Origin of the sequence: Thalassospira sp. MBR-102, from assembly GCF_040549275.1 — a bacterium.
In the GTDB taxonomy this organism is placed as follows: domain Bacteria; phylum Pseudomonadota; class Alphaproteobacteria; order Rhodospirillales; family Thalassospiraceae; genus Thalassospira; species Thalassospira xiamenensis.
On sequence record NZ_JBEPTC010000014.1, the window covers coordinates 1 to 24,304 of the forward strand.

Consider the following 24,304-nt stretch of genomic DNA (forward strand, 5'->3'; position numbering starts at 1 on the left):
GCGGGGCGTATTCTGGCCAATGGTTTCCCGACCGGGGTTGAGGTTTGCGACACCATGGTGCATGGCGGGCCATACCCGGCATCGACCAATTTCGGGGCGACGTCGGTTGGTACCATGTCGATCCGTCGCTTCCTGCGTCCGGTCTGCTATCAGAACATCCCCGCCGATGTCCTGCCGGTGGATATCGCATGATCTGAGCTTTCATCCCGGGCCGTGAAATGGTTTTTGTTTTCGCAGAAATCGGCTTTCATGGTTCGGGTGACCTTTTTTCCGCGCTTGGTCTTACACTTGATTTTTCTTGGGATTGTCAGTGTCGTGACTTTGCATCAGGGAGGGGCATCAGGAGGCATCATTTGGGAATTTTCCGGATTCTGCGAGATGACGCAGGATTTCCTTCCATTGATTTAGCATTCTTTTGGCAACATCCGGCTCATTGTCGAAGCTTTTATGAACCGCAAGCCCACGTAGCATGCAGAGATTGATCTGGATGAAGGTGCGCGTGCGTTCGCAATCCTGAGAAACGCCGAGTATTTCAGCAATGATATTGTCGCGCTTGGTGGTCCATCGCGCCATGGTGTTGCGCAGGTCGCGGCCTAAATCATCGTCAAGGCGAGCTGCCAGCATCAGTTCGAGTGCCGCCATGTATTTGTCGGGTTCGAACAGTTTTTCCCACAGAACGTCGATAAGTTCGTCGGTTTTCATGCTCGGGCGGTTTTGGGCGTCATCAAAAGGCCAGTCGTTTTCCCATGAACGCATCAGATAATCAAAGGCCGCAACAATCAGCTCGTTGCGGGTGGGGAACTGATGGGTTAGCGCCCCGCGAGATACCTTTGCCCGAGTGGCAATTTCCTGAGTCGAGATTCGCTCGTACCCGATCTCGATGAGAGCCTGGAGGGTCGCTTGGCATACGCGTTTTCGCGTATCACTTGATCGTTCTGCCTGTGTGCGACGTTTTCGGGGCGAACTTTTTTTTTCTGTCGCGTCAGAGAGCTCTGATGCCTGATTTTTCAATGCCATAAGGCGTAACGCTCCTGCTTTCGTTGTTGCGTCATAACTTATTTCAACCGGGTTTGATCCCACAAGTCCATTTATAAATATTGACATTTACAAGCAGACTAGTCTGTATGTTTTTATCAAGAACAAAGCCGAACGGACTTAATCCGGCAATCGGTAGCAAGACACGTCAGACCAGAGTGGCCGTCACGATCTGAACATGGAGACCTAGATGCTTGGTAAAAAATTGATCCTTCCGGCAATTGCCGCTGTTTTTGCAGCAGGTGGCGCTTTCACCGCACATGCGGAAACCAGCTTCATTGCCAACTCGTTTTATGATGCAGAACATCCACTCAGCAAATTCGGCTATGTCGAATGGGCGGAAAAGGTTCGCGAGATTTCGGGCGGCGATCTGTCACCTGAAGTTTATACCGGATCTGTTCTTTTGGCGCCGCGCGCAAGCCTTCAGGGGGCGCGCGATAATATTGCCAATGTCGCGAACATCGCGGCGGTCTATACGCCTTCAGAGCTGCCTGTGGCAAATGCCATTCAGGAACTTGGTTTTAACTATTCTGATCCGTTGACAGCGATCTTTGCCGCTGCAGATTTCAGCATGCACAACGCAGTTCAGCTTAAGGAATGGGCTGATAATGGCATTGTTTATCTTGGTGCCTATGCAACGCCCCCTTATATCCTTTTTTGCAGCAAGCCGGTTCGCACCCTTGAAGACATAAAGGGCAAGCGTATCCGCACTGCCGGATCGAGTGTCTCAAAATGGGTCGAGGAAGTTGGGGGGATTCCCGTAAACGTTCCATCAAGTGAAATGTATACCGGCCTTGAACGGGGGACACTTGATTGCGCAAGTAATGCCGCCAATGACCTGATTGACCGCTCTCTGTGGGAAGTTGCACCTTATACCACCGAACTGCCGACCGGGATGTATTGGACTGGTCCAGAATGGGGCTTTAACGCCGGTTTCTGGGCAGATCTGACCTCAGCACAACGCAAGCAGCTTATGGATGCAACGGCTTATAGCATGGCAAACATGGCCGTGAATTACATTGCGCGCTCGGAAGCGGCACTTGAAGAGGCAAAAGCGAAGGGCAATGAAGTCAGTCAGCCGTCCCCAGAGCTGATGGCGTCGGTCGAAGAATTCCGCGAGAAAGTGTTGGGCGAGATTTATACGATTGCCGAACAAAAATATGGTGTCGCTGACGGCGCGGATCTGATCGACGATTTCCGGTTCACCTATGCAAAATGGGAGGGACTGCTGGAACATGCAGATCGCAGTAATGTCGATGCCCTCGCGGCGATCGCTGCCAAGGAAATCTATGGCGATCTCGATCCAGCTTCCTACGGCATAAAATAGGCCCATTTGCCCGATCCATCAGGATGCGGCATTTGCCTTTGGCCGACGCTCTTTGCACCTGGCACTACGACAGTGTGTCCCTTGTCTCCCGGAGCGTCGGCCAAGCCTGAAATGTAATTCCGGCACGAAGCGGAGCGGTATTCATGTCCTTTAATCCTGATCAAGATATTTCAGGTTCTGGCGCAGTTCAGTCCAACTTTCTTTACCGGGCTGTATCTTGGCTTAACACCACATTTCTTGTGGTGTCTGCAGTGTTTGTCGTTCTCATGATGATTCATGTGACCGCCGACGTTTTGCTTCGGACAATTTCGGATTACGGCATAACCGGAACACTCGAAGTCGTATCCTACTATTACATGGTCTGCGCGATCTTTCTTGCGTTCGGATATGTCGAGCTTCAAAACCAGCACATCCGTGTCGACCTGTTTGTTCAGCAAATGCCAAGGTCTGCGCAGGTCTTTCTTTATGTTCTGGCTTGTTTGGCGGGGCTTGCATTTTTTGGACTTCTTGCCTGGCAGAGCACGCTTGATGCCATTCGCGCGACCAAGTCCTCGGAAACCATCATGTCCAACTTTCTCTTTTACGTCTGGCCGAGCCGATGGGCGCTGCCAATCGGTTTTGTCGGATGTGTTTTGGCGGTGCTGTGCAATCTGATGAAGTCCTTAACTCGCTGGCGCGCGTTGTAAGAGGGAAGTAATGAGTAATCTTGATATCGGTATCATTGGGACCCTTATTGCGCTCGCGATGATTGCTTTGCGTGTGCCAATCGGGATCAGTCTTGGTCTTGTCTCGATCGGCGGTATCGCGGCGATGTTTAATGTGAACGTCGCCTTGGGTATGATTTCTGCAACGCCGTTCGAATATGTCGGTCAGTGGGAACTGACGGCGGCGCCGATGTTTCTGCTTATGGGGTTTATTTGCTCCTCAACCAACATGACCAAAGGGTTGTTTGAAGCGCTGCGGCTGTATCTGGCAAAGTTGCCCGGTGGGCTTGCGATTGCAAGTGTCGGGGCATGTGCCTTCTTTGCGGCGGCCGCGGGGTCAAGTGTTGCGACGGCATCTGCGATGTCACGCATCGCAGTACCGGAAATGCTTCGGAACAATTATGACAAGGGGCTTGCAACCGGTACGATTGCAGCATCCGGAACGCTGGGGTCTCTTATCCCGCCAAGTGTCCTTTTGATCCTTTATGGCGTTTATGCAAAGGTTTCCGTCGGTCAGCTGTTCATGGCCGGGTTCATTCCGGGGGTGCTTTCGGCCCTTGTCTACATGGGCATGATCATGGCGCGGGTGAAGCTCAAGCCATCTCTTGCCGGTAGTGTTGTCATAAACCCGACGAAAGAAGAAAAACGCGCTGCCCTGAAAACGATTTGGCCGCTGCCTGTTCTTATTTTCTCGGTGCTTGGGGGAATATTTTCCGGCGTATTTTCGCCGACCGAGGCCGGTGCAATCGGGGCGTCGGTCGCGGCTGTCATTGCGGCCGTTCGCGGAACATTGACGTGGCACGCGATCAAGAATTCCCTACGCGATACCATTGTTGCCGCAACGGGCATTTTTGTCATTCTTATCGGGTCTGTGTTCTTTACGCGCTTTCTTGCATTAAGTGGACTTCCGGCCGCTTTCTCGGACTCGATCCTCAGTGTCAGTTCTGAACCGTGGTGGATATTCCTTGCCGTGACAGTCATCTATGTCGTGCTTGGGATGCTGATTGACTCTATTGGGCTTCTGCTGCTGACCCTGCCGTTGATTTTACCGCTGGTAAGCAGTGCCGGACTGGACCCGATTTGGTTTGGGATCATCCTGATCAAGCTTCTGGAGATCGGGTTGGTAACTCCGCCAGTTGGCTTGAACGTTTATATGATCAAAGGTGCTTTGGGGAACCTTGTAACGTTGCCCGAGGTATTCCGGGGTGTCGGATGGTTTATCGCCATGGATTTCCTTACCCTTTTGATCCTGATGTTGTTCCCGATTTTGTCTCTCTGGTTGCCGACTTTGGCGTATCGATGAACTGGGAGATGGAAATATTTTAGAGATTGGGACGGCTTCCATCAGGAATGTGCACATAATATAAAACAAACAGTCTATACTGTTTTTATATGTATCTGTTATCATCAACGGCCTGAGGATCAATACTGAAACAGGATGGCGAGATGACCGGTCGGACAGTCCGCACACAAGTTGAAAAAAGTGCAGAAACCCGTCGACGCATTATGGAGGCGACGGTTCGGCTTTTGCAGTGGCAGGGCTATTCGCGATTGACGACCCCGGCAATTGCAAAAGAGGCCGATGTCTCGCGTGGCGCTTTGACCCATCACTATGCCACGAAGGAAGACGTTGTTGTTGCGGCGGTCGAATATCAGCTCAAGGAAGCCATCGAAACCACGCGCCGATATGTTGAACAGAACGCAGACAAGGATATTTCTGTTGATGAGATTATTGATTATCTGTGGCGTTTGATGGCAGACGGCCTGTTTTATGTAACTTTGGAATGGCTACCGGAAATGCGCCACAACGCGCTTTTCAAAACGCGCCTCATACCGGTTGTTCAAGGCTTTCATAGCTCTCTCAACGAAATTTGGGCCATTATTTCGCGCCGATACCATGCTGATCCAAGACAGGCAGAAGTCGTCCTGAACGCAACAATGTGCCTGTTTCGCGGCATGGTGGCACAGACCATTGTCCGCAAAGATACCGAATATTTCGATGAACTCCTGTCCTTCTGGCGCCAGCTGCTTCGTCAGATGTTTGCCAACGGATTGGGTATCGATATCTCCGCTTGCTCCACCAGAGAAGAAAGATCATGACCTTAAAACTGATTAAAAATGCCCGTATTGTTGATGGCTCGATTGCCGAACCGACGGAGCCGCTCAACATCCTGATTGAAAATGATCGCATTTGTGAAGTATCGGCCGATGCCACATCGCCGGATGCAGAAGTTATGGATGTGCGTGGCAAGACTGTGATGCCAGGCTTGATCGACTGCCATGTGCATGTCATCGCAACCACCACAAATCTTGGCAAAAACGCGGACCTTCCGAACTCTTTGGTCGCGCTGCGTTCGGCAAAGATCATGGAACGCATGTTGATGCGCGGTTTTACGACCGTGCGCGATCTGGGGGGGGCTGATTACGGTTTGGTCGAAGCGGTTGAGCAGGATGGTCTGCCTGCGCCGCGTCTCGTGATTTGTGGCAAGGCCCTGTCGCAGACCGGTGGTCATACCGACTATCGCGGACGCCACAGTCTGCGGTCTGTTGACTATTACAGAGATCAGATCGGTTCGCTTGGCGTGGTCGTGAACGGCGTTGATGAAGTCCGCCGTGCGGCGCGCGAACAGATCAAGGGAGGGGCCGATTTCATTAAAGTGATGGCAAATGGTGGTGTTTCTTCTCCGACCGACCCGATTGCAATTTTGGCCTTCTCAACCGAGGAGCTTAAGGCCGCGGTTGAAGAAGCCAAGAATGCACAGCTTTATGTTTCGGGGCATCTCTATACCGACGAGGCCATTCGCCGTGCGCTTGAGTGCGGTGTTGAATCCATTGAACATGCCAATCTGATGAAGCCCGAAACGGCCAAGCTGATCCGCGAAGCGGGGGCCGTCGTGATCCCGACAAATATCACTTATGACTTGCTGGCGCGTGAAGGTGCCCGGTTTGGCTTGCCAGAGGAATCGGTTGCCAAAATCGAAGACGTTCGTGGTGCTGGTCTTGAATGCCTGACCCATCTGCATAAGGCGGGTGTCGTCATGGGGTATGGTTCAGACCTTCTGGGCGAGATGCATGACCACCAGTCCGAGGAATTCCTGCTGCGCGGTCGTTACCTGCCTGCAAAGGATGTCATCCGGTCTGCTACCATTGATGCAGCAAAGGTGTTGCGCAAGGAGGGGGAAATCGGTGTGATCGCGCCGGGCGCATTTGCCGACATTATTGTCGTTGACGGAAATCCGCTCGACGACCTGTCCTTGCTGACCCGTCAGGGCGTGCATATGCCACTGATCATGAAGGGTGGCCGCATTTTTAAAAATACAGGTTCCCTGTAAGTCCGGTTCGAAGATCACCGAATTTCAAAAAAAGGAAAGTGCAATGAAGAACGTTACCCTTCCGGTCCTTGCGGTCGTGCTCGGGATCGGCGTTACCGGCGCTCATGCCGAAACCAGCCTGGATATGTCGAGCGAATATCCGGTAAGCTCCATTCACGCCCAGACGGCAGATTTTTTTGCCAAAACGCTTGGCGAAGAAACCAATGGCGACATAAGTGTCACCGTCCATCATGGTGGTGCATTGGGCTATAAATCGGTCGATCACTATGACGCTGTCGGGGATGGTGCGGTACAGCTTGCTTCATCCTTCTCGGGCGCATGGTCAGGGATCAATCCAATCTTCCTGGTTTCGTCGCTGCCATTCATTGCGACCTCGATTGAAGATACCCGCAAACTTTATGAAGCAACCCGGCCCTTTTATGAAAAGGCGCTCGAAGAGGACAATCAGGTTTTCCTCTATGCCGCACCTTGGCCGGCTTCTGGTTTTTGGGCCAACAAGCCGATTGATAAACCCGACGCACTTAAAGGTCTGAAAATTCGGACCTATGACACCCCTGGTACCAAGACCCTCCAGAATGCGGGCGCGTCACCGGTTCAGCTCAGCTGGGGCGACATCGTTCCGCAGCTGACGACCAATGGCATCGATGCTGTTCTGACCTCGGCTGACGGCGGTGCCGGGTCGCAGTTCTGGGAATATTTGTCCGATTTTACCGAAGTAAACTATGCGCTTCCGCTTCAGGTCACGCATATGAACCGCGATGCCTTTGATGATCTTGGTGAAGAAGGTCAGAAAGCTGTTCTTGATGCCGCAAAAAAGGCGGAAACATTCGGTTGGGAGGCTCTGGATTCCCGGGTTAAGGCCAACTACGCCAAGCTTGCCGAAAACGGTGTAACCGTTACAACCGGCGTTTCGGCGGATCTTTTGTCGCTGCTGAAATCTTCTGCCGCCCCGGAAGTTGAGCAGTGGAAAGAACGCGTGGGCGACGATGCCCAGACACTGTTGGACACCTATCACGAGCTGCTTGCACAGTAGGGCGCGATATCTTTGAACCGGTATCGGGCATGGTGATGCTGTGCCCGGTACGCTCAACGCGAATAGTATCATGAAATCTGTCGTCAAATTCATCGAAAGCCTGTCCAAGCTGGGGGCCGCCCTGGCCGCCATAACCTTGGTGGCAATGGTATTGTTCATTCTTTTTGAGATTGTTCTGCGAACGGTTTTCGACAGTTCGACCTTTATCATGGATGAAATGGTTGGTTATGGCGTTGCAACGGCAACCTTTCTGGCGTTGCCCTATGCGTTGGGCGAGGGAAGCATCATTCGCGTCGAATTGCTCCTTGGGCATGTGTCAGGCAGGCATCGCAAGTTTCTTGAAGCTTTGAGCTGCGTCGTCGGTCTTGGTGTGACCTGGCTTCTGATTTCTTTCATGTGGGTCCGGGTTGAGCGCGACTGGGCCCGAAATACCGTCAGCAGCAGTATTGCCGAAATGCCAATGTGGATACCTCAGGGGATCATTCTTGCCGGGCTCTGTTTGCTGTTTCTTCAGTTGATCGCGCTTCTGATCAGACAATTCATCGCAATCCCCGATCGTGCATCAGATGCCGAAACGCTTTGAAATCATGTCGTTTCGCGCGCTGAAACTGTAATTAAAAAAAACGGGTTTTATCATGGATGCACTTCTTGCTGCGGGATTGGTTCTTGCACTGATTTTCTTGTTCCTTGGGCTCGGGGTCTGGATATTTGTCGGGCTTCTGGCGGTGAGTGGTTTGTCACTTGCCCTTCTTGCCGGTATGGATATATCGCGCATCGGTACCATTGCTGCCAATATCGTCTATCGATACTCCTCGACCTGGGAATTGGCCGCCATTCCGATGTTCATCTGGATGGGGGAGATCATTTTCCGGACCGATATTTCTGATCGGATATTTCGGGGTCTGACACCATTTGTGAACTGGTTGCCGGGAAGATTGCTTCATACAAATGTCCTGGGCTGTACCATGTTTGCCGCAGTTAGCGGCTCTAGTGCTGCCACGGCGGCCACGGTGGGTAAAATCACCACAACGGAACTTTCGCGTCGTGGCTATGATCAATCTTTATCGCTGGGCTCGCTTGCCGGGGCTGGCAGCTTCGGATTGCTGATTCCTCCGTCAATCGTGATGATCGTCTATGGCATCCTGGCCGAGGTTTCGATCAGCCGTCTGTTTGCTGCCGGTGTTCTGCCAGGCATCATGATCGCTGCGCTCTTTTCTGGCTATATTGCCTTTCGTGCCGTGCTGAAACCTGGCATTGCCCCAAAGGCAGAGGCACGGTTCAAGCCTTTGGAATTGATTGGGGCGATTATCGATCTGCTGCCGATTATCACCCTGATGGTGATTGTACTGGGAGCAATCTATTCCGGGATTGCGACCCCGTCGGAAGCCGCAGCTGTTGGTGTGTTCGGTGCGATTGTGATTACCATCTGCCTGCGCCAGTTTTCGGTTGCGATGTTGGTGCGGACCCTGCTTGGGGCCGTGGTCAGCAGTGCAATGATCTGTTCGATCCTGATTGCAGCAGCCTTTCTGTCGACCGCGATGGGCTATCTGCATATTCCAAGTGAAATTGCGCGCACTATCGGTGAATGGCAGTTGTCCCCTTCGATGCTGATTGTGGTTCTGACGCTGTTCTATCTTGTGCTCGGGCTTTTTCTTGATGGTGTTTCGATCATCGTCATGAGTTTGCCGATCACATTGCCGCTGGCGATGCAGGCCGGGATTGATCCGGTATGGTTCGGCATTTTTCTGATTGTGACGGTTGAACTGGGCCAGATCACACCGCCCGTTGGCTTCAATCTGTTTATTCTGCAAAGCCTGACAGGGCAGTCTGTTGGCCGGGTGGCAAGATATGCGTTCCCGTTCTTCCTGCTGATGCTTGGCGCGATTGCCCTGCTTGTCTGGTTTCCTGAAATTGCCCTTTGGTTGCCGAGTACTCTTTATGACTGATATTGATCTTGTTCGACTGGCAGGGGCATATGCGGCGAAAGCCCAGCCCGAAGCATCACTTGATGCGATAGCCGATCTTTATGATTGCCGGTTTAAACCCCGTCTGATGACGTTCTTTGCCTGGGATAATGGCGACGATATGTGCCGTCGCGTCTGGTCAAATAATCCGGAAAAATATCCGACATCGGCAAAAAAGAAGATGGGACCGACACAGTGGGGGCAAACCGTTCTGCGTGATCAGACGCCATGGTTTGGAAAAAACGAAACGGCCATGCGCGAGGCGTTCCCAGATCATGAACTGATTAAAAGTCTGGGCTGTTCTGCCTGCCTCAGTGTTCCGGTGGTTGCGATGGGCAAGTCAATCGGGGCGATCAGTGTCCTGCATGAGGAAGGCAAATATAGTACATCCGATTTAGGTGATCTTGCGGCCTGTTCAGCGTTGCTTGTCGTGCCGCTTTTGCTGCTGCGAAACCCGATTTAACATATGTATGTGCTTTTTTTAAAAAAAAGTTCTTGATTTGTTCTTTTGTGTGTGGCATAAGAGACAGGTCAACGGGAGAAAAGCACCCGGACCGAAACCCGCGAGGCCTTGTGCCTCGCGGGTTTTTGCGTTTGGGGCCGGATGAAAGAGGATATCAGGATGCAGCGGCAAAGACGCGGACATAGGCACGGGCAGGGCGGCGGGGCATTCCGCAGGATATTGACTGGCGGATGGCGGAGCCATTACGGCGGTATTTTGCCCGAGGAGTAAGAGAACTAAGGGGGCTAACCCGATCATTTGTCATGACGGGAGAGGTGTGTCTTTTGGGGAAGGGATAAGGTGAAACTGCCGGGAGTGGCAGCAATGGCAGCAGCGGGCCAAGACCCGTCGTTGGTGGACAGGTGGGGGCCTTGCGCCCGAGGTGCGTCCGGGCTTCATCGGTTGCCGGAAATGTCGCCGTGGCCGGGAGTGACCGGAGCGGGGCGTGGACCCGAAGGCCGTCATCTGGCGAGGATGGCAGACGCCCGAGGTGCGTCCGGGCTTCATCTGTTGCCGGAAGTGCCGCCGTGGCCGGGAGTGACCGGAGCGGGGCGTGGACCCGAAGGTCGTCATCTGGCGAGGACGGCAGACGCCCGAGGTGCGTCCGGGCTTCATCGGTTGCCGGAAATGCCGCCGTGGCCGGGAGTGACCGGAGCGGGGCGTGGACCCGAAGGACGTCATCTGGCGAGGATGGCAGACGCCCGAGGTGCGTCCGGGCTTCATCGGTTGCCGGAAGTGCCGCCGTGGCCGGGAGTGACCGGAGCGGGTCGTGGACCCGAAGGCCGTCATCTGGGGAGGTCGGCAGACGCCCGAGGTGCGTCCGGGCTTCATCGGTTGCTGGAAATCCGGTTTGAGGGGAGAGCGCCGCCGTCGCATCGGTCATCGGCTGTGGTGGGCTGTCGTTGGCACGGATTGCGCTGACATGGTTCTGGCGGGGAAAGGCCTGAGCCCGAAGGTCGAGTGCCGGGTGCCGGGTGCCGGGGGCGTTGACCAACCAGACTATCGGTCCGGTGAGTAGGTCAGGTAAAAACCACCTGCTGGCGTACCGGCAGATAGGGGCCGATAACCCGGTTGTGCTGGTTATCGGCCTGTTCACCTGAGGCCTAGGAAGCTCCCGGATAAGCTTTGTCATCCGGGAGATCCGCGTCATTCAGTTTGGATTTACGGGAAAAATCCCCTGCACCACAATGCATGCCAGCAAGGGTTGTTGCGCCGGGCTCAAGGCGATTTTCACGTTATCATATCCGGTATTATTCTTCGTCCTGCTGGTCGCCGGATTGCTGGTCAGGGTTACTGAATCCGGATGCAACGTATCGTTGGCCGAGGTTGCATATACCGGCGTCCTTGACGGCTGAGGACCACCATTTATTCTTTCCGCAAACATTGCCCCAGCCGGGTTTTCGGTACTTCCCAATGCCCCCTTGGCGTGCAGGGTTCCGGTGACCTGTGCGGTGCCAAACTGCCAGCTATGGGTATGAGGGGGCAGGTTGGCGGCGGTGACGGTTGCGGCTTCTGCGCCATGCATCTGACCAAGTGCCACCGGATTGACGTTGGCATCCGGGCTGTTGCCGGTGCCTGCGATGGTCCGGCCGCGCAGATCGGGTAAATTGAATTGAACCGCCGATCCACCAAATGTCGTTCCGATCAGGGCATACAGTTGCTCGTTTCCGTTTACCGGTAATATCCGTCCATCGGCGGGCAAATGATTTTCCGGGCAATAGCGTACAGCCGTCCAGCATACCGATCCGATATATCCGTCCGGTGTGCATTCTGACGCACGAGATGATTGTATCGAGCCCAAGGTCGTCATTGTGGTCAATGCCGCAAAAATGCCTGTCCGGCATGCCAGTCTTGCAAAATTTTTCATTTCTGTTTCCTTTCCGGACAACCGGTCATGCCGATTGTCGATACAGGGCAAAGACGGTCCTAGTCCCGTGGCGGATAGTATCCCGTAACCGCGATACAGGCCGTGAGGCCAAGTCGCGGAGCCGTAACATTTATCGGGGAACCATTTCCTGCCTCTGTCGTATTGCCTGATTGGCCTTGCAGGCTGCCTGAAACAATGCCGCTTTGCATATCGACGACAGGCCCGGCATTGCCATAGACGTCAAGTGCAGACGGTGTCACCAGCGCCGGATAACGCCCTGCCGGGCTGTTGGCATCCGGTGCGGTCTTGTTTGCTTTTACCGTCCCCGAAAGGACAAAGGTGGACGGGTCAATTACGTGATCATGCGACATCAGATTGGTGGCGTTAATGGTGCTGGTTGATGCACCGCGTTTCTGACCACGTTGAACAGAACCGTTGTAATAATAGCCTTCGGCTATTACCGAGCGCCCCCGCAAATCAGGAAGCTGGAACTCGGTCGTCTGGTTGCCGCCATAGGTCGTCTGGACCAGTGAATAAAGTGCCTGATAGCTGCGGATCGGCAAGACACGCCCGTCGGCAGGCAAGTACTGCTCCGGGCAAAAATTCGTCGCCATCCAGCATATGCCGCCTATCATGGGCTCGCTGCTGCAGGATGCCTTTGCGGTTTCCGGCATCGAAAATGCCGCTATGGTGGCCATCGTGGCCGCAATTGTGACGCGTTTGTTCAAGCGGAACATCTATCCCTCCCGGGGCAGGATCATTGATATGAGATTGCAAAACCGTAACCGGTTCAGTTCGGATTGACCGGGAAATTCCCGTAATAATTCACGCAGGCGGTCATCACAAGCTGCGGCCCAAGTACCGGTATGGGCTGGGGCTGATGTGATGAGGGCGTTGTTCCGCTGACAACGGCCTGTCCGGCGATATTGGCCGAAACACTGCCATCGGCCATCGCGACATTGGTGCTGCTGGCATACATTTGCGCCGTTGGTGCCAGCGGTGCCGCAGGTACATTCCCGCCCGGCGTTCTTTCGGTTCCGCCCTGGGTCTGTACCGCAACGCTGATACCGGAATCGGCGGAAAGGGCAACGCCGTGATTGTGCGCCAGAGGTGGAATGAGGCTGGCTTCAGTCCCATTCACAGGATAACCGGCCTCTTTTGTTGTCAGCCCCGGTCCCGTGCCGGTGCCCACCGGTTCGCGCCCCATCAGATTCGGGACTGCAAAAGTACCTTGCTGCCACGACCCGCCATAGGTGTTCTGGTAAAGGACGGCAAGCGCCTGATACTCATGGACCGAATAGGTTGCCCCGTTTGCGCGGAGATAACCGTATGGACAGAAATTGTTGGCCGTCCAGCATATGCTCCCGATATAGCCTTCTGCGTTGCAGGCTTTGGCTTCGTCGGGTTGTATCGTCATTGTGGCAATGATCGCCAGCCCGGCCGCAAGGCAGGCCGAGATTTTCGGTTTCATGATCGTCTCCCCAAATGTAGCGAAATACCGGTCCCACACCGGCATTGCGAAATCTATGCACTCGTATAGGATATCCACTATTACAGGATCAGATTTCATGCTGCACATCAACTATTTATTGCAGCCGACCTTTTACTTTAAATGATGACGGGTGCAGGCTTTTTTTGTGAAAACGACTGTGCCGGTCATGTAAAGCCATGCTATGGGCAAGTATATGATTTCAGCCATTCACTGATTCACAATGATCCTCAATGATCTTGTTGGGGGGGGAGACTTCATGACACCAGAAAAGTTTCATTTTATTTCCGGTCTTCCGCGATCCGGTTCCACCTTGCTGGCGGCCCTGTTGCGGCAGAACCCGCGGTTTCATGCCGCGATGTCAAGCGCGTTGGTACCATTGATCAATGCCAATCTTGATATCATGAGCTCGGGCCATGAGGTTTCGCTTTTGATGGCACCGGAGCAGAGACCCGAAATCCTGCGCAGTGTTGCCGAAACCTTTTGCCGGATCACCAGTGACCGAGAGGTTTTTTTCGATACCAACCGGTCGTGGTCTGCGAAAATGCCGCTGATTTCCGATCTGTTTCCGGGGGGCAAAGTCATTGCCTGCGTGCGGGATGTTCCCTGGATACTTGATAGTCTGGAACGACTGTTTCGTCGCAACCCTTATGAAAACACCCGTCTTTTTGGCAATGACAGCGAGCGTGCCACGGTCTATTCGCGCATGGAAAGCTTGGCACGGCACAACCGGCTGGTCGGGTATCCTTGGACGGCGCTTAAAGAGGCGTTCTATGGCGAACAGGCCGGGGATCTTCTGGTGGTTGATTATGAAATTCTGGCCAAGTCGCCGGAAAAGACCCTGCGTCTGATATACAAATTCATCGACGAACCCTGGTATGATGACCACGATTTCGACAATGTTGATTACGATGCGCCGGAGTTTGACGAGGCGCTGGGTGTTGAGGGTCTGCATCGTGTCCGGCCCAAGGTCGAGTTCAGGGCGCGCAAAACCATCCTGCCGCCGGACCTTTTTCACAAGTTCGAAAATATGGATTTCTGGAAAGATACCAGCGGTAGTGCCGCCAGCGTGATTGTCCCGACAAAGGCCGGGGTGAACCCGGCGGATCTGGCACGGAAATTGTCCAATTCTGGCAATTTCTGACATCCGGTAATTAGAACTTTATGGAATCGGCGTCTTTCGATAGAGGTTGCAAATAAAGTAGCGCAACTATGACTTGCAATTGGTCGAGTAATGATACTATATCTTGGTATACTATGTTGCGGGCTTAATACTGCCCGAATTTGGGCATGACTGCGTATCAGGGGGGCTCTGCCATGAATGTCGCCACAGGGAACGTCACGACAGGGCGGGCGAAACAAAATCCGTCAACCGAGACTTTTTCTTCTGTTTCGCCGATGGCGCTTGAACCCCGGTTCATGTTCGATGCGGCCGGTGCCGCCACGGCGGCGGATGCGGCCAGTGACGCACAGGCCGAAGCCGAGGCACAGCAATCCCACGATGGCGCGTCCGAGAGCGGCAACGATGCGGGCGAATATGGCGGCACCGATATTCCGGCTGCAACCGGGGCGGATTCCGGCGCGCGCCGCGACATCATGGTGGTCGATACGTCTGTTGCCGGTTGGCAGGATTTGATCAGCGACCTGGCACCGGGCACGGAAACCATCCTTCTTGACGGCACGAAAGGCGGTATTGCGCAGCTTGCACAGGCGCTTGAGGGGCAAACCGGCATTGATGCCATCCATATCCTGTCGCATGGCGATACGGGGATGATCAAGCTCGGCACGGATACGCTGACGACAGATACGCTTGCCGACTATGCCGATGCGCTGTCGGTCATATCCGCCGCCCTGGGCGAGCAGGGGGATATCCTGCTTTATGGCTGCCTTGTTGGCGAAGGCGGGGAGGGGCAGGCTTTTGTTGATGCGCTTGCCACCCTGACGGGGGCGGATATTGCGGCATCCGACGATCTGACCGGTGCGGCGGACCTTGGCGGTGACTGGGACCTTGAAATCATTACTGGCGATATCGAAGCCACCACACCGCTTTCATCGGTGGCGATGAACAATTTTGCCGGGGTGCTGGCGGATGTTACGTTTGATTTCGAGAATGGAACGTCAGACGACGGTAATGGTAATATTCGTCAGGTAAATGGTTCGTACACTATTGTAATCGACGGCAAAGACACGAGCTTGACTAATTATTATGGGGCTATCATTACGCCGGTTGACAGTAATAATAATGTGCTGGCTTTAGAATCAGAGATAACGATCAGTCTGCTGGGTGGTCAAACGTTTAATATTTCTTCGCTTTATATTGGTGATGCGGATACAGGCACCGCTAATGATAGTACAACATTTACATTTACTTCTGATCAGGGTGACACCTTGTCAGGCCAAGCCTTTGGAAACGTAAATTTCAGTGGTTTTGACGGCATTACCACACTCAAGATCACGTCGAGCGCCCCGACTGGTTTTGCTGCGTTTTTGGATAATATTGTATTCAATAACGTTACCGCAGCGCCTTCAAATGCTGCCCCCACCGTCACCGGTGTTCCGGCTGACGTGACGGTGACCGAAGACACAGCCAGCAATTTCGATCTGTCTGCCGTTACTTTTGCCGATACTGACGGTGACAGTCTGACGGTGACGGTTGCGGCATCCGCCGGAACATTTGTCGCCACCACGTCAGGCAGTGTCACGGTGGGTGGATCGGGCACCAGCACGCTGACACTGACGGGAACGGCAGCCAATATCAACACATGGCTCGATACCACCAGCAATATTCAGTATACCGGCGCGTCCAACGCGGCGGGCGACAATGCCGCAACATTTACCGTCAAAGCCAATGATGGTACGACCGATTCCACCGTCAGTAATGGCAATATCGACATTACTGCGGTGAATGATGCGCCGACGGCGACCAATCTGACGCAGACAGTGCCCTTTACCGAAGATGGCGGCAGTGTTGCGCTTGGTGATATCGTTGTGACCGACGTTGACAGCGGCGAGACGGTTACCGCAACCCTGACCGTCGGCAATATTGCAGCGGGTACACTGACAACAGGGACATTCGGATCCGCGACTTCCAGTTATACTGCGGGTACCGGTGTCTGGACGGTTACCGGATCGGTGGCGGATGTTAATGCGGCCTTGGCGGCGGTGGCGTTTACGCCCGCGGCGAACTGGGATCAGGATGTTACGATCACGACCCGTATTCGTGATGCGGCAAATACCGGCCCGTCGGATGGCACCATTACGCTTGATGCAACGGCGGTGAATGACGCGCCGGTTGCAACCGCATCGGGCGGGGCCACCGCCTTTACCGAGGGTGCCGGGGCTGTTGCCATTGATGGCAGTTTTACCCTGTCGGATGTGGACAGCGCCAATATGTCGGGTGCCACCATCGCTATTACTGGCAATTTCCAGAACGGGTCGGATGTTCTGGCCTTTACCAACCAGAACGGGATTTCCGGTAGTTACAACGCTAGCACCGGCGTTTTGACCCTGAGCGGTTCGGCATCGGCGGCCAATTATCAGGCGGCGATCCGGTCCATCACCTTTGGCAATTCATCCGACGATCCTTCCACGTCCAACCGAACGATTTCGATCACGGTGGATGACGGGACGGACAATTCCAATACCGCGACCAAAACCGTTTCGGTTGCGGCGGTCAATGATGCGCCGACGGCGTCGGCCATCGGTGGCACCCCGACCTTTACCGAAGGCGGGACGGCGGTTGATCTGTTCTCTGGTGTTGCGATCAGCACGGTTGAAAGCGGCCAGACGATTTCTGGCATGACCTTTACGGTGACCAATGCCGAAGCCAGCGACAGCATCACATTTGATGGAACGGCGATCTCGCTTGTCAACGGAACCGGGTCCACTGCCACCAACGGACTGACCTATAACGTTTCGGTCACCGGGGGTGTTGCGACCATCACGATTACCGGCGGCACCCTGAGTACGGCGCAAGCGCAAACCGTGGTCGATGGCATGACCTATGCGTCAAGCAGTGATAATCCCGGTACATCGAACCGTGTCGTGACCCTTACCGGCATCACCGATAGTGGCGGCACGGCAAATGGTGGCACTGACAGTACGACCCTGAATGTTGCGGCCACCGTGACGGTGGCGGCGGTGAATGACGCACCGGAACTGGCCAATGGCGGTAATACCGTCAATTTCTCGGCCGGAAGCGGTACCGGGATTGTCATCAATAACGGTCTGACGGTCTCGGATGTGGATGATACCACGCTTGCCTCGGCGACCGTGTCGATTACGGGCGGTCTGGCCACCGATGATACACTTGGTTTTACCTCCGATGCGGCATTTGGCAATATTACCGGGTCTTATAATGCCGGAACCGGTGTTCTGACCCTGACATCGGCAGGCGAGACGGCGACAGTTGCGCAGTGGGAGGCGGCCCTGCGTTCCGTGACCTTCAGCAATGGTGAGGCATCGCCAGTTACGGGCACGCGCACGGTCAGCTTTGTTGTCAATGATGGCGATACCAACAGCACGGCTGCCACCAGCAGTGTGGATATCGTCTTTGCCCCGGTGATCGGCAATCTGAATGGGGATAGTGTCACCTATACCGAAGGCGGCGGCGCGGTTGCCATTGATGCCGGAACGGCGGCGACCGTTGCCGATAGCGACAATCCCAATTTTGATGGCGGCAATCTGACCGTTCGCATCACCGATGGCGGCGATACGGCGCAAGACATTCTGGCAATTGGTGAGATCGGCGGGGTGACGCTGGTCGGAACAACGGTCAGTGTCGATGGCACGCCCATTGGCACGGTGGATAGCAATGGTCAGGGCGGCAATGATCTGGTGATCAGTTTCAATAGCGCCGCCACCCCGACCGCGGTTGCGAGCCTTCTGGCTGCCATTCAATACAGCAACAACAGCACGGATGATCCGACGACAGGGGCCCGGACGGTCCGGGTGACGGTTACCGATGCGTCGGGTGGTTTTACCTCCGCCCCGGCTGATGTTACGGTCAATGTGGTGGGTGTGAATGATGCGCCGACGGTTTCGGCCACTGGTGGCACTCCGACCTTTACCGAAGGTGGGACGGCGGTTGATCTGTTCTCTGGCGTCACGATCAGCACGGGTGAAAGCGGTCAGACGATTTCGGGCATGACCTTTACGGTGACCAATGCCGAAGCCAGCGACAGCATCACATTTGACGGTACCGCGATCTCGCTTGTCAATGGAACCGGGTCCACTGCCACCAACGGACTGACCTATAACGTTTCGGTTACGGGCGGTGTTGCGACCATCACGATTACCGGCGGTACCCTGAGTGCGGCGGATGCGCAAACCGTGGTCGATGGCATGACCTATGCGTCAAGCAGTAACAATCCCGGCACATCGAGCCGTGTTGTGACCCTTACCGGCATTAGCGATAGCGGCGGTACGACCAATGGTGGTTCGGACACCGCAAGTGCGTCCATCGCGGCGACGGTTGCAGTCGGTGCCGTCAATGATGCGCCGGTCAATACCGTACCGGGGGCACAGACCGCCGTTGTTGGCGAGGCAAAGGCGATCACCGGCATTTCGGTTGAGGATGTCGATAGCGCGACGGTGACCACCACAATTTCGGTGCCCAGTGGACATGGAACATTTACCACGACCGGCAATGCGAGCATCACCGGGGGTGGCACCAATTCCATCGAGATTTCCGGCAGTGTCGCCGATGTCAATGCGACGCTGGCCAATCTGCGGTTTACGGCGGCAGCTTCCGGTTCGCAAACGATTACCGTCCTGACATCGGACGGCACGGATACCGACACCGATACGGTCACGGTCAATGTTTCCGCCCGCCCGGCCATCGGCGGCCTTTCAGGCGACAGCATTGCCTATACAACCGGCCAGACGGTCAAGCTTGATGGCGGCCAGAATGCGACCGTATCGGATGCGGATTTCTCGGCCGGTGCTTTTAACAATGGCGGTAACCTTACGGTCAGCATCACCGGTGGTGGTACTGCTTCGCAGGATATTCTCAAGATTGATACCGCAGGTACTGTTACGCTTGACGGTACGACGGCCGGATCGAACGTGCGTGTCAACGGAACGACGATCGGCACACTGGCAAACAATATTGCCGCGGGCAATACTCTGCGGATCAACTTTAATGGCGCGGCAGATCTGACAAATATCCAGGAACTGGTGCGCGCCCTTTCCTATGAGAACAGTTCGGGCAATCCGACTGCTGGGAACCGGACAATAAGTGTGACGTTGACCGATATCAGCGGAAACACCAGCACGGCCAGCACGGTGACGGTAAGGGTGACAGAGCCGGTGGCCGAAACGCCGCCACCGCCTCCTCCGCCGCCTGCGCCGCCACCGGCACCGGTCGTGACGATCCCGCCGATCCTGCAAACGCCGGGATCGGGTGGAGATGCGGGAACGCCGGTCAGCAATGCGCTTAGCGGCGGATCGAATGCCAGTGGTTCTGGCGGGCAGTTCAACTCCGGCGGCCCGATCCGGACCACCGTGACGGGCCAGTTGGGCAGTACCAGCCCGATCGACAATACCGGCACGCCGGTTTCGGCAGGGCTTAGCGTCAATCAGGCCGGAAGCGGGCTGGGTGTTACCACCGGACTGGGAGGTAACGGCGGTGGTGCTGCTTTGACCGGTGGCGGATTTGGCAGCGGCGGCTTGGGCGGTGGCTCTGGCGGTGGCCTTGGTGGCGGCGGACTAGGTGGTGGCCTTGGTGGTGGTTTGGGCAGCGGCGGCTTCGGCGGCGGATTTGGCGGCGGTGTCGGTGGCGAAGCGGGAACCGGAACACCTGTTGGCAATGACGGTATTCTGGGCGCGCCCTCAACCGGGGGCGAGGCTCCGGGGGGCGAAGGTGGCGAAGGTGGCGACGGTGAAACCCCGACTGGCGAGGGTGGCGGTGATCAGGCCATGATCGATGGTAACGGTGAGGCAGAGCTTGCCGCTGCACTTGACGATTTCAGCGCGCAACTGGCAGCCTTTGGCGATGCTGCCGAAATGGAAACGATGCTGCTTGACCAGGTTCTGGGCACGTATCGTATTCCGGCGTGATGATTTGCTTGATGACTTGAGTAATGATTTTCCGGCGGTCGACCCTGTCTGACCGCCGGAATGAGGGAATGTCCCGACCGGTTTCGAAGAGCCCGGGCGGGATGGAGATGGAAAGAGGGATGTTGCGGTTTTGGACAGAATCGCAACAGACCCGGATGACGCATCGGATAGCCGCGTATCTGTCGGGCAGAGATGCGGGAGTTTGAATTTACTTGGGGGAATACCGTCTTGGTTTATCGTGCTTTGAAGTTTCCCGGAACTTTCCGAAAATGGCGGAATGTGGCGGTCGCGCTGACTGCGGCGGCAGTATTATCGGCCTGTGCGGTTGCGCCGGAACCGTTGACGGTTTCGGAAAATAATGCGCGGGTTGAAAATGATCTGAAGCGCCTGTTTGAAAAGCAGGAAAAGATCACCGGGCCGCTGACGCTTGAGGAAGCGATAGCGCGTGCGCTTAAATACAACCTTGATCACCGGCTCAAGCTGATGGAAGAAGCCGTTGCGATGGGGCAGCTTGACGTTGCCAATGTCAATCTTCTGCCCGACGTGGTTGCCAGTTCCGGCTGGACACAGCGCAGCCGGTCAGACTCGACCTATAACGAGAGCAAAACCTCGACATCCACCAGTTCGGACAAGAAAATCCGCGATAGCGACCTGACGGTAAGCTGGAATGTGCTGGATTTTGCCATTGGCTATATGCGGGCCCATCAGCAGGCGGACATGGCGCTTATCGTCAAGGAACGCCGTCGCCAGGTGATCCATAACGTGATCAATGATACGCGCAGTGCCTATTGGCGCGCAGCCGCAGCCGAACGGGCGCTGGTGCAATTCAAACCGGTCCTGGAAAAGGTTCGTACGGCACTTTCGCGTTCGGAAACGCAGGTGCGTGAACGGGTTGGTGCGCCGCTTGATGCGCTGACCTATCAGGAAGATCTTCTGTTGACCCTGCGCGAACTTGAAACCCGTCAGCGTCAACTGGTGGAAGCCCGCACCGAACTTGCCGTTCTGATGAACATTCACCCCGATAGCGACTTCACGGTTGCGGCCGCGGTTGAACCGGAAACCGGTTCAATGCCGGTTCTTTCGATGAGTGCCGAGGAACTTGAGCTGGAGGCGTTGAAAAACCGTTCGGAACTGCGTTCGGAAGCCTATCAGTTGCGGATCAATCAGCAGGACGCAAAGATCGCCATCCTGCAGATGGTGCCGGGGCTTAATTTCAGCGCCGGGATCAATCACACCACGGACAGCTACAAGGTCAATTCCGACTGGTATGAGGGGTCGCTTGATCTTTCGTGGAACCTGATGCAGCTGTTCAAGGCACCGGCAAACATGCGCCTTGCCGACAGCCAGATCGAACTTTCGGAAGTGCGGCGTCTTGCGCTGAGCATGGCGGTGATCAGTCAGGTCAATATCGCGCAACTGCGGTTTGCCTTTGCCAAGCGCGATTATGAACTGACCGACCGGATCGCATCGGTGCAGGACCAGATATCGGAAACCGTCAATGCCAGCCAGTCGGCCAATGCGGTCGGCGAGGGGCAGGCCATCCGGGCCGATGTCCGGGCGTTGCTGAGCAATCTGCAACGCGACATGGCCTATGCCGACATGCAGGCATCCTATGGCCGTCTGTTTGCCTCGATCGGGGCAGATCCGTTCCCGAACGATATTCCTGATGATTCTGTCGATACGCTTGCCCAGACGGTCGGCGATGTTCTGTCGCGCTGGAACCGGGGGGATTACGATGCACCGGTCACCGTTGCCGAAGACGATGGCGATCCGGCATCAGAAAATGAAATGAAGCAGGCTGCTGTTCAGTGATGCTTTTTAGCCTGACGTCGTTGCGCGGATATCGGGCTCAGTCCCCGGGCCGCACATTCAAGTCTGCCGCAAGCATGTTTTGCATGCTTGCGGTTTCGGCTTTGTTGTTTCCGGTTCTGGCAGATGCGCAGGAACCACTGCAAGCACGTGTTCTGGTGACCACACAGGATCGCGCCGTTCTTGCCGGTGAACTGGCCGCGAGAATTGATAAAATGACGGTCCGTCCGGGCCAGAAGTTCAAGCAGGGCGATTTGCTGATTTCTTTTGATTGTGCGGCCTATAAGGCACAACGCGCAACGGCGGCGGCCGACTATCGCCAGGCCGATGCGCAACTGAAATCCCAGCAGCGGCTTTTTGAATTGCGCAGTGTTGGCGAGCTTGATGTTGTCATGGCGCAAGCAGCAAAGGAGCGGACACTGGCGCAGTTGCAGCTTCATGATGTGTATCTTGATCGCTGCAAGATCACGGCACCCTATGACGGGGCTGTGGTCCAGTGGCTGAGCCAGCCCTATCAGATTGCCAATCCTGCCGATGAACTGATGGAAATCATCGGTTCGGGCAATCTTGAGCTTGAACTGATCGTGCCGTCAAGCTGGCTGTCGTGGCTTTCGACGGGGCAGAGCTTTCAGGCGCGGATCGAGGAAACGGGATCGGTCATTGCGGCAACCACCGAAAGGATCGGTGCTGATATTGACCCGGTCAGCCAGACGGTTAAAGTCTTTGCAGCCATCAATGGCGATGCCGGGAAGCTGTTGCCGGGCATGAGCGGTGTTGCTGTTTTTGAACCGGAATCCTGAGCGTTTCCGGCACAGGGTGAAGCGGCACGCGACCAGAACCGACGGGTAAAATGAGCACCATTACAGCATCCGCAATTTTGCTGGGCATCGAAAAATCTATTCGTCAGGCCCGGGATATGACGGCACTTCAGTTCGTGGCCGTTACGGAAACACGCCGACTGATTTCCTATCAGCAGGCGGTGTTGCTTTCGCACGGGCTGGATGGGAAATTGCGGGTGGTGGCTGTTTCAAACGTTCCGACGGTGGACCGCAATGCCCCCTATATCCGGTTCGTCGAAAAGCTTGCCAACCGGCAGATTGCCCCCGATCAGAAGAAGATATTTTCGCGTGCATCGGATGGTGCTGATTTCGAAGCGGACTGGCGGGAGTTTCTTCAGGACAATATCCTGTCTCAGCCTGTTCTTGCCCCGGATGGCACATCGCTTGGCCTTCTGTTACTGATCCGGGCCCCGGAATGGCAGGACGGGGAACTGCTTCTTGTCGAACAACTGGCCGATGCGCTTGGCCATGCGTGGAATGCGCTTCGCCCGCGCAAAAGGCGGGGCGGATTGTTTGAGGCCGGGAAAAAACGCCGTGCCGTTCTGGCCGGGGTTTTCGTCGGCCTTGTTCTTGTGTTGGCGATCCCGGTTCGGCAAAGCATTATTGCCCCGGCAACGGTCATGCCGCGCGATCCGGTCATGATTGCCGCCCCGATCACCGGGGTTATTCGCGAAATCAGTGTTCGTCCGAATGCACCGGTGACAAAGGGCGATCTTCTGTTTTCGTTTGAAGGTGCGGAATTCAAGGCAAATTACGAGATAGCGTTGCGCGCGGTTGATACCGCCGAGGCGGAACTGCGCCGTGCGTCGCAGCAGGCATTCGGGGATGCCAAGGGCCGGGCCGAGGTTGCGCTTTCGCAGACGCGTCTGGCATTGCGTCAGGAACAGGCCGAATTCAGCCGCTATCAGCTTTCGCAGATCGAGGTCAGGGCACCGCAATCGGGTATTGCGATTTTCAGTGATTCCAATGACTGGCGCGGGCGGCCTGTTTCGACGGGTGAGCAGGTCATGGCAATTGCCGCCCCCGATGCCGCCGAGCTTGGTATTTCCATTCCGGTTTCCGATGCCATCGCCCTGCAATCGGGGGCGGAGGTCCGGCTGTTTCTGGATGTTGATCCGCTTGGTTCGATTGACGCAACGCTTGAATATGCCGCCTATCAGCCAAAGGAAACGCCAGAAGGCATATTGGCCTATCAGGCGGTGGCGCGGTTTGACAGCCCGGATGACATTCCCCGTATCGGGTTGAAGGGATCGGCGAAAATCATGGGGGATCATGTTCCGCTGGCGCTGTTCCTTTTCCGCCGTCCGCTTTCAGCATTGCGCCAGATGATCGGGTTTTGATCTG

The 24,304-nt window shown here is 55.4% G+C and carries 18 protein-coding genes and 1 pseudogene; 15 read left to right on the forward strand and 4 right to left on the reverse strand.

Annotation, left to right across the window (positions count from 1 at the left end):
- Positions 1-192 (forward strand): annotated as a pseudogene (locus ABIE64_RS19415) (aldehyde dehydrogenase (NADP(+))); the annotation flags it as partial.
- 147 nt (positions 193-339) lie between these two features.
- Here ABIE64_RS19415 and ABIE64_RS19420 read toward each other — a convergent pair.
- Positions 340-1,017, reverse strand: a complete 678-nt coding sequence (locus tag ABIE64_RS19420; RefSeq protein WP_051682366.1) for a TetR/AcrR family transcriptional regulator — start codon at positions 1,015-1,017, stop codon at positions 340-342.
- Positions 1,018-1,225: 208 nt separating this feature from the next.
- Here ABIE64_RS19420 and ABIE64_RS19425 point away from each other — a divergent pair, with 208 nt between their 5' ends.
- The 9 genes from ABIE64_RS19425 (at position 1,226) to ABIE64_RS19465 (ending at position 9,858) form a co-directional block, all read left to right on the forward strand.
- Positions 1,226-2,362 (forward strand): C4-dicarboxylate TRAP transporter substrate-binding protein, encoded by a 1,137-nt coding sequence (locus ABIE64_RS19425; protein WP_063093972.1) that lies wholly within the window; start codon positions 1,226-1,228, stop codon positions 2,360-2,362.
- Between the two features lie 278 nt (positions 2,363-2,640).
- Positions 2,641-3,048, forward strand: coding sequence for a TRAP transporter small permease (locus tag ABIE64_RS19430; protein WP_196871072.1), 408 nt, complete (start codon positions 2,641-2,643; stop codon positions 3,046-3,048).
- Between the two features lie 10 nt (positions 3,049-3,058).
- Entirely contained in the window at positions 3,059-4,369 is a 1,311-nt protein-coding gene (locus ABIE64_RS19435) for a TRAP transporter large permease (protein WP_037991773.1), read from the forward strand.
- A 143-nt stretch (positions 4,370-4,512) separates the two neighbouring features.
- Positions 4,513-5,166, forward strand: coding sequence for a TetR/AcrR family transcriptional regulator (locus ABIE64_RS19440; protein WP_063093974.1), 654 nt, complete (start codon positions 4,513-4,515; stop codon positions 5,164-5,166).
- Positions 5,163-6,398, forward strand: coding sequence for a metal-dependent hydrolase family protein (locus ABIE64_RS19445; protein WP_037991771.1), 1,236 nt, complete (start codon positions 5,163-5,165; stop codon positions 6,396-6,398). Before ABIE64_RS19440 ends, ABIE64_RS19445 begins: the two co-directional genes overlap by 4 nt.
- A 43-nt stretch (positions 6,399-6,441) precedes the next feature.
- A complete protein-coding gene (locus tag ABIE64_RS19450) occupies positions 6,442-7,431 on the forward strand; it encodes a TRAP transporter substrate-binding protein (protein WP_037991770.1) in 990 nt (329 codons plus the stop codon).
- Between the two features lie 70 nt (positions 7,432-7,501).
- On the forward strand, positions 7,502-8,014 hold the full coding sequence (locus ABIE64_RS19455; protein ID WP_051682364.1) for a TRAP transporter small permease subunit: 513 nt from the start codon (positions 7,502-7,504) through the stop codon (positions 8,012-8,014).
- Between the two features lie 52 nt (positions 8,015-8,066).
- Entirely contained in the window at positions 8,067-9,377 is a 1,311-nt protein-coding gene (locus ABIE64_RS19460; protein ID WP_354378301.1) for a TRAP transporter large permease, read from the forward strand.
- The gene (locus tag ABIE64_RS19465; protein ID WP_063093978.1) at positions 9,370-9,858 is read left to right on the forward strand and encodes a GAF domain-containing protein; all 489 of its coding nucleotides are present in this window, start codon (positions 9,370-9,372) and stop codon (positions 9,856-9,858) included. The genes ABIE64_RS19460 and ABIE64_RS19465 overlap by 8 nt, the downstream gene beginning before the upstream one ends.
- Before the next feature lie 1,189 nt (positions 9,859-11,047).
- On the opposite strand, the gene ABIE64_RS19470 is transcribed toward ABIE64_RS19465, so the two are convergent.
- The 3 genes from ABIE64_RS19470 to ABIE64_RS19480 are packed head-to-tail and all read right to left on the reverse strand — an operon-like array spanning position 11,048 to position 13,235.
- A complete protein-coding gene (locus tag ABIE64_RS19470; protein WP_354378302.1) occupies positions 11,048-11,764 on the reverse strand; it encodes a phage tail protein in 717 nt (238 codons plus the stop codon).
- A 59-nt stretch (positions 11,765-11,823) separates the two neighbouring features.
- Positions 11,824-12,501 carry a phage tail protein gene (locus ABIE64_RS19475; RefSeq protein WP_354378303.1) on the reverse strand — a complete coding sequence of 226 codons (678 nt, stop codon included), beginning with the start codon at positions 12,499-12,501 and terminating at the stop codon, positions 11,824-11,826.
- 53 nt (positions 12,502-12,554) lie between these two features.
- Positions 12,555-13,235, reverse strand: a complete 681-nt coding sequence (locus tag ABIE64_RS19480) for a phage tail protein (RefSeq protein ID WP_354378304.1) — start codon at positions 13,233-13,235, stop codon at positions 12,555-12,557.
- A 277-nt stretch (positions 13,236-13,512) separates the two neighbouring features.
- On the opposite strand from ABIE64_RS19480, the gene ABIE64_RS19485 reads away from it, so the two are divergent.
- The 5 genes from ABIE64_RS19485 to ABIE64_RS19505 all read left to right on the forward strand — a co-directional run bounded on the left by ABIE64_RS19485 (position 13,513) and on the right by ABIE64_RS19505 (position 24,300).
- Positions 13,513-14,397, forward strand: coding sequence for a sulfotransferase family protein (locus ABIE64_RS19485; protein WP_354378305.1), 885 nt, complete (start codon positions 13,513-13,515; stop codon positions 14,395-14,397).
- Positions 14,398-14,570: 173 nt separating this feature from the next.
- Positions 14,571-20,312, forward strand: a complete 5,742-nt coding sequence (locus ABIE64_RS19490; RefSeq protein ID WP_354378306.1) for a DUF4347 domain-containing protein — start codon at positions 14,571-14,573, stop codon at positions 20,310-20,312.
- Between the two features lie 228 nt (positions 20,313-20,540).
- Positions 20,541-22,124, forward strand: coding sequence for a TolC family protein (locus ABIE64_RS19495; RefSeq protein ID WP_354378307.1), 1,584 nt, complete (start codon positions 20,541-20,543; stop codon positions 22,122-22,124).
- An 83-nt stretch (positions 22,125-22,207) separates the two neighbouring features.
- Complete coding sequence (locus ABIE64_RS19500; RefSeq protein ID WP_158526688.1) at positions 22,208-22,921, forward strand: efflux RND transporter periplasmic adaptor subunit; 714 nt, start codon at positions 22,208-22,210, stop codon at positions 22,919-22,921.
- 50 nt (positions 22,922-22,971) lie between these two features.
- Positions 22,972-24,300, forward strand: a complete 1,329-nt coding sequence (locus ABIE64_RS19505; RefSeq protein ID WP_354378308.1) for an efflux RND transporter periplasmic adaptor subunit — start codon at positions 22,972-22,974, stop codon at positions 24,298-24,300.
- Positions 24,301-24,304 lie beyond the last annotated feature (4 nt).

Coding starts and splice junctions, on each gene's coding strand:
- ABIE64_RS19500 (WP_158526688.1), top strand. CDS start 22,208: ATGCTTGCGGTTTCGGCTTTGTTGTTTCCGGTTCTGGCAGATGCGCAG.
- ABIE64_RS19465 (WP_063093978.1), top strand. CDS start 9,370: ATGACTGATATTGATCTTGTTCGACTGGCAGGGGCATATGCGGCGAAA.
- ABIE64_RS19485 (WP_354378305.1), top strand. CDS start 13,513: ATGACACCAGAAAAGTTTCATTTTATTTCCGGTCTTCCGCGATCCGGT.
- ABIE64_RS19505 (WP_354378308.1), top strand. CDS start 22,972: ATGAGCACCATTACAGCATCCGCAATTTTGCTGGGCATCGAAAAATCT.
- ABIE64_RS19490 (WP_354378306.1), top strand. CDS start 14,571: ATGAATGTCGCCACAGGGAACGTCACGACAGGGCGGGCGAAACAAAAT.
- ABIE64_RS19455 (WP_051682364.1), top strand. CDS start 7,502: ATGAAATCTGTCGTCAAATTCATCGAAAGCCTGTCCAAGCTGGGGGCC.
- ABIE64_RS19440 (WP_063093974.1), top strand. CDS start 4,513: ATGACCGGTCGGACAGTCCGCACACAAGTTGAAAAAAGTGCAGAAACC.
- ABIE64_RS19470 (WP_354378302.1), bottom strand. CDS start 11,764: ATGAAAAATTTTGCAAGACTGGCATGCCGGACAGGCATTTTTGCGGCA.
- ABIE64_RS19480 (WP_354378304.1), bottom strand. CDS start 13,235: ATGAAACCGAAAATCTCGGCCTGCCTTGCGGCCGGGCTGGCGATCATT.
- ABIE64_RS19425 (WP_063093972.1), top strand. CDS start 1,226: ATGCTTGGTAAAAAATTGATCCTTCCGGCAATTGCCGCTGTTTTTGCA.
- ABIE64_RS19475 (WP_354378303.1), bottom strand. CDS start 12,501: ATGTTCCGCTTGAACAAACGCGTCACAATTGCGGCCACGATGGCCACC.
- ABIE64_RS19445 (WP_037991771.1), top strand. CDS start 5,163: ATGACCTTAAAACTGATTAAAAATGCCCGTATTGTTGATGGCTCGATT.
- ABIE64_RS19420 (WP_051682366.1), bottom strand. CDS start 1,017: ATGGCATTGAAAAATCAGGCATCAGAGCTCTCTGACGCGACAGAAAAA.
- ABIE64_RS19450 (WP_037991770.1), top strand. CDS start 6,442: ATGAAGAACGTTACCCTTCCGGTCCTTGCGGTCGTGCTCGGGATCGGC.
- ABIE64_RS19435 (WP_037991773.1), top strand. CDS start 3,059: ATGAGTAATCTTGATATCGGTATCATTGGGACCCTTATTGCGCTCGCG.
- ABIE64_RS19460 (WP_354378301.1), top strand. CDS start 8,067: ATGGATGCACTTCTTGCTGCGGGATTGGTTCTTGCACTGATTTTCTTG.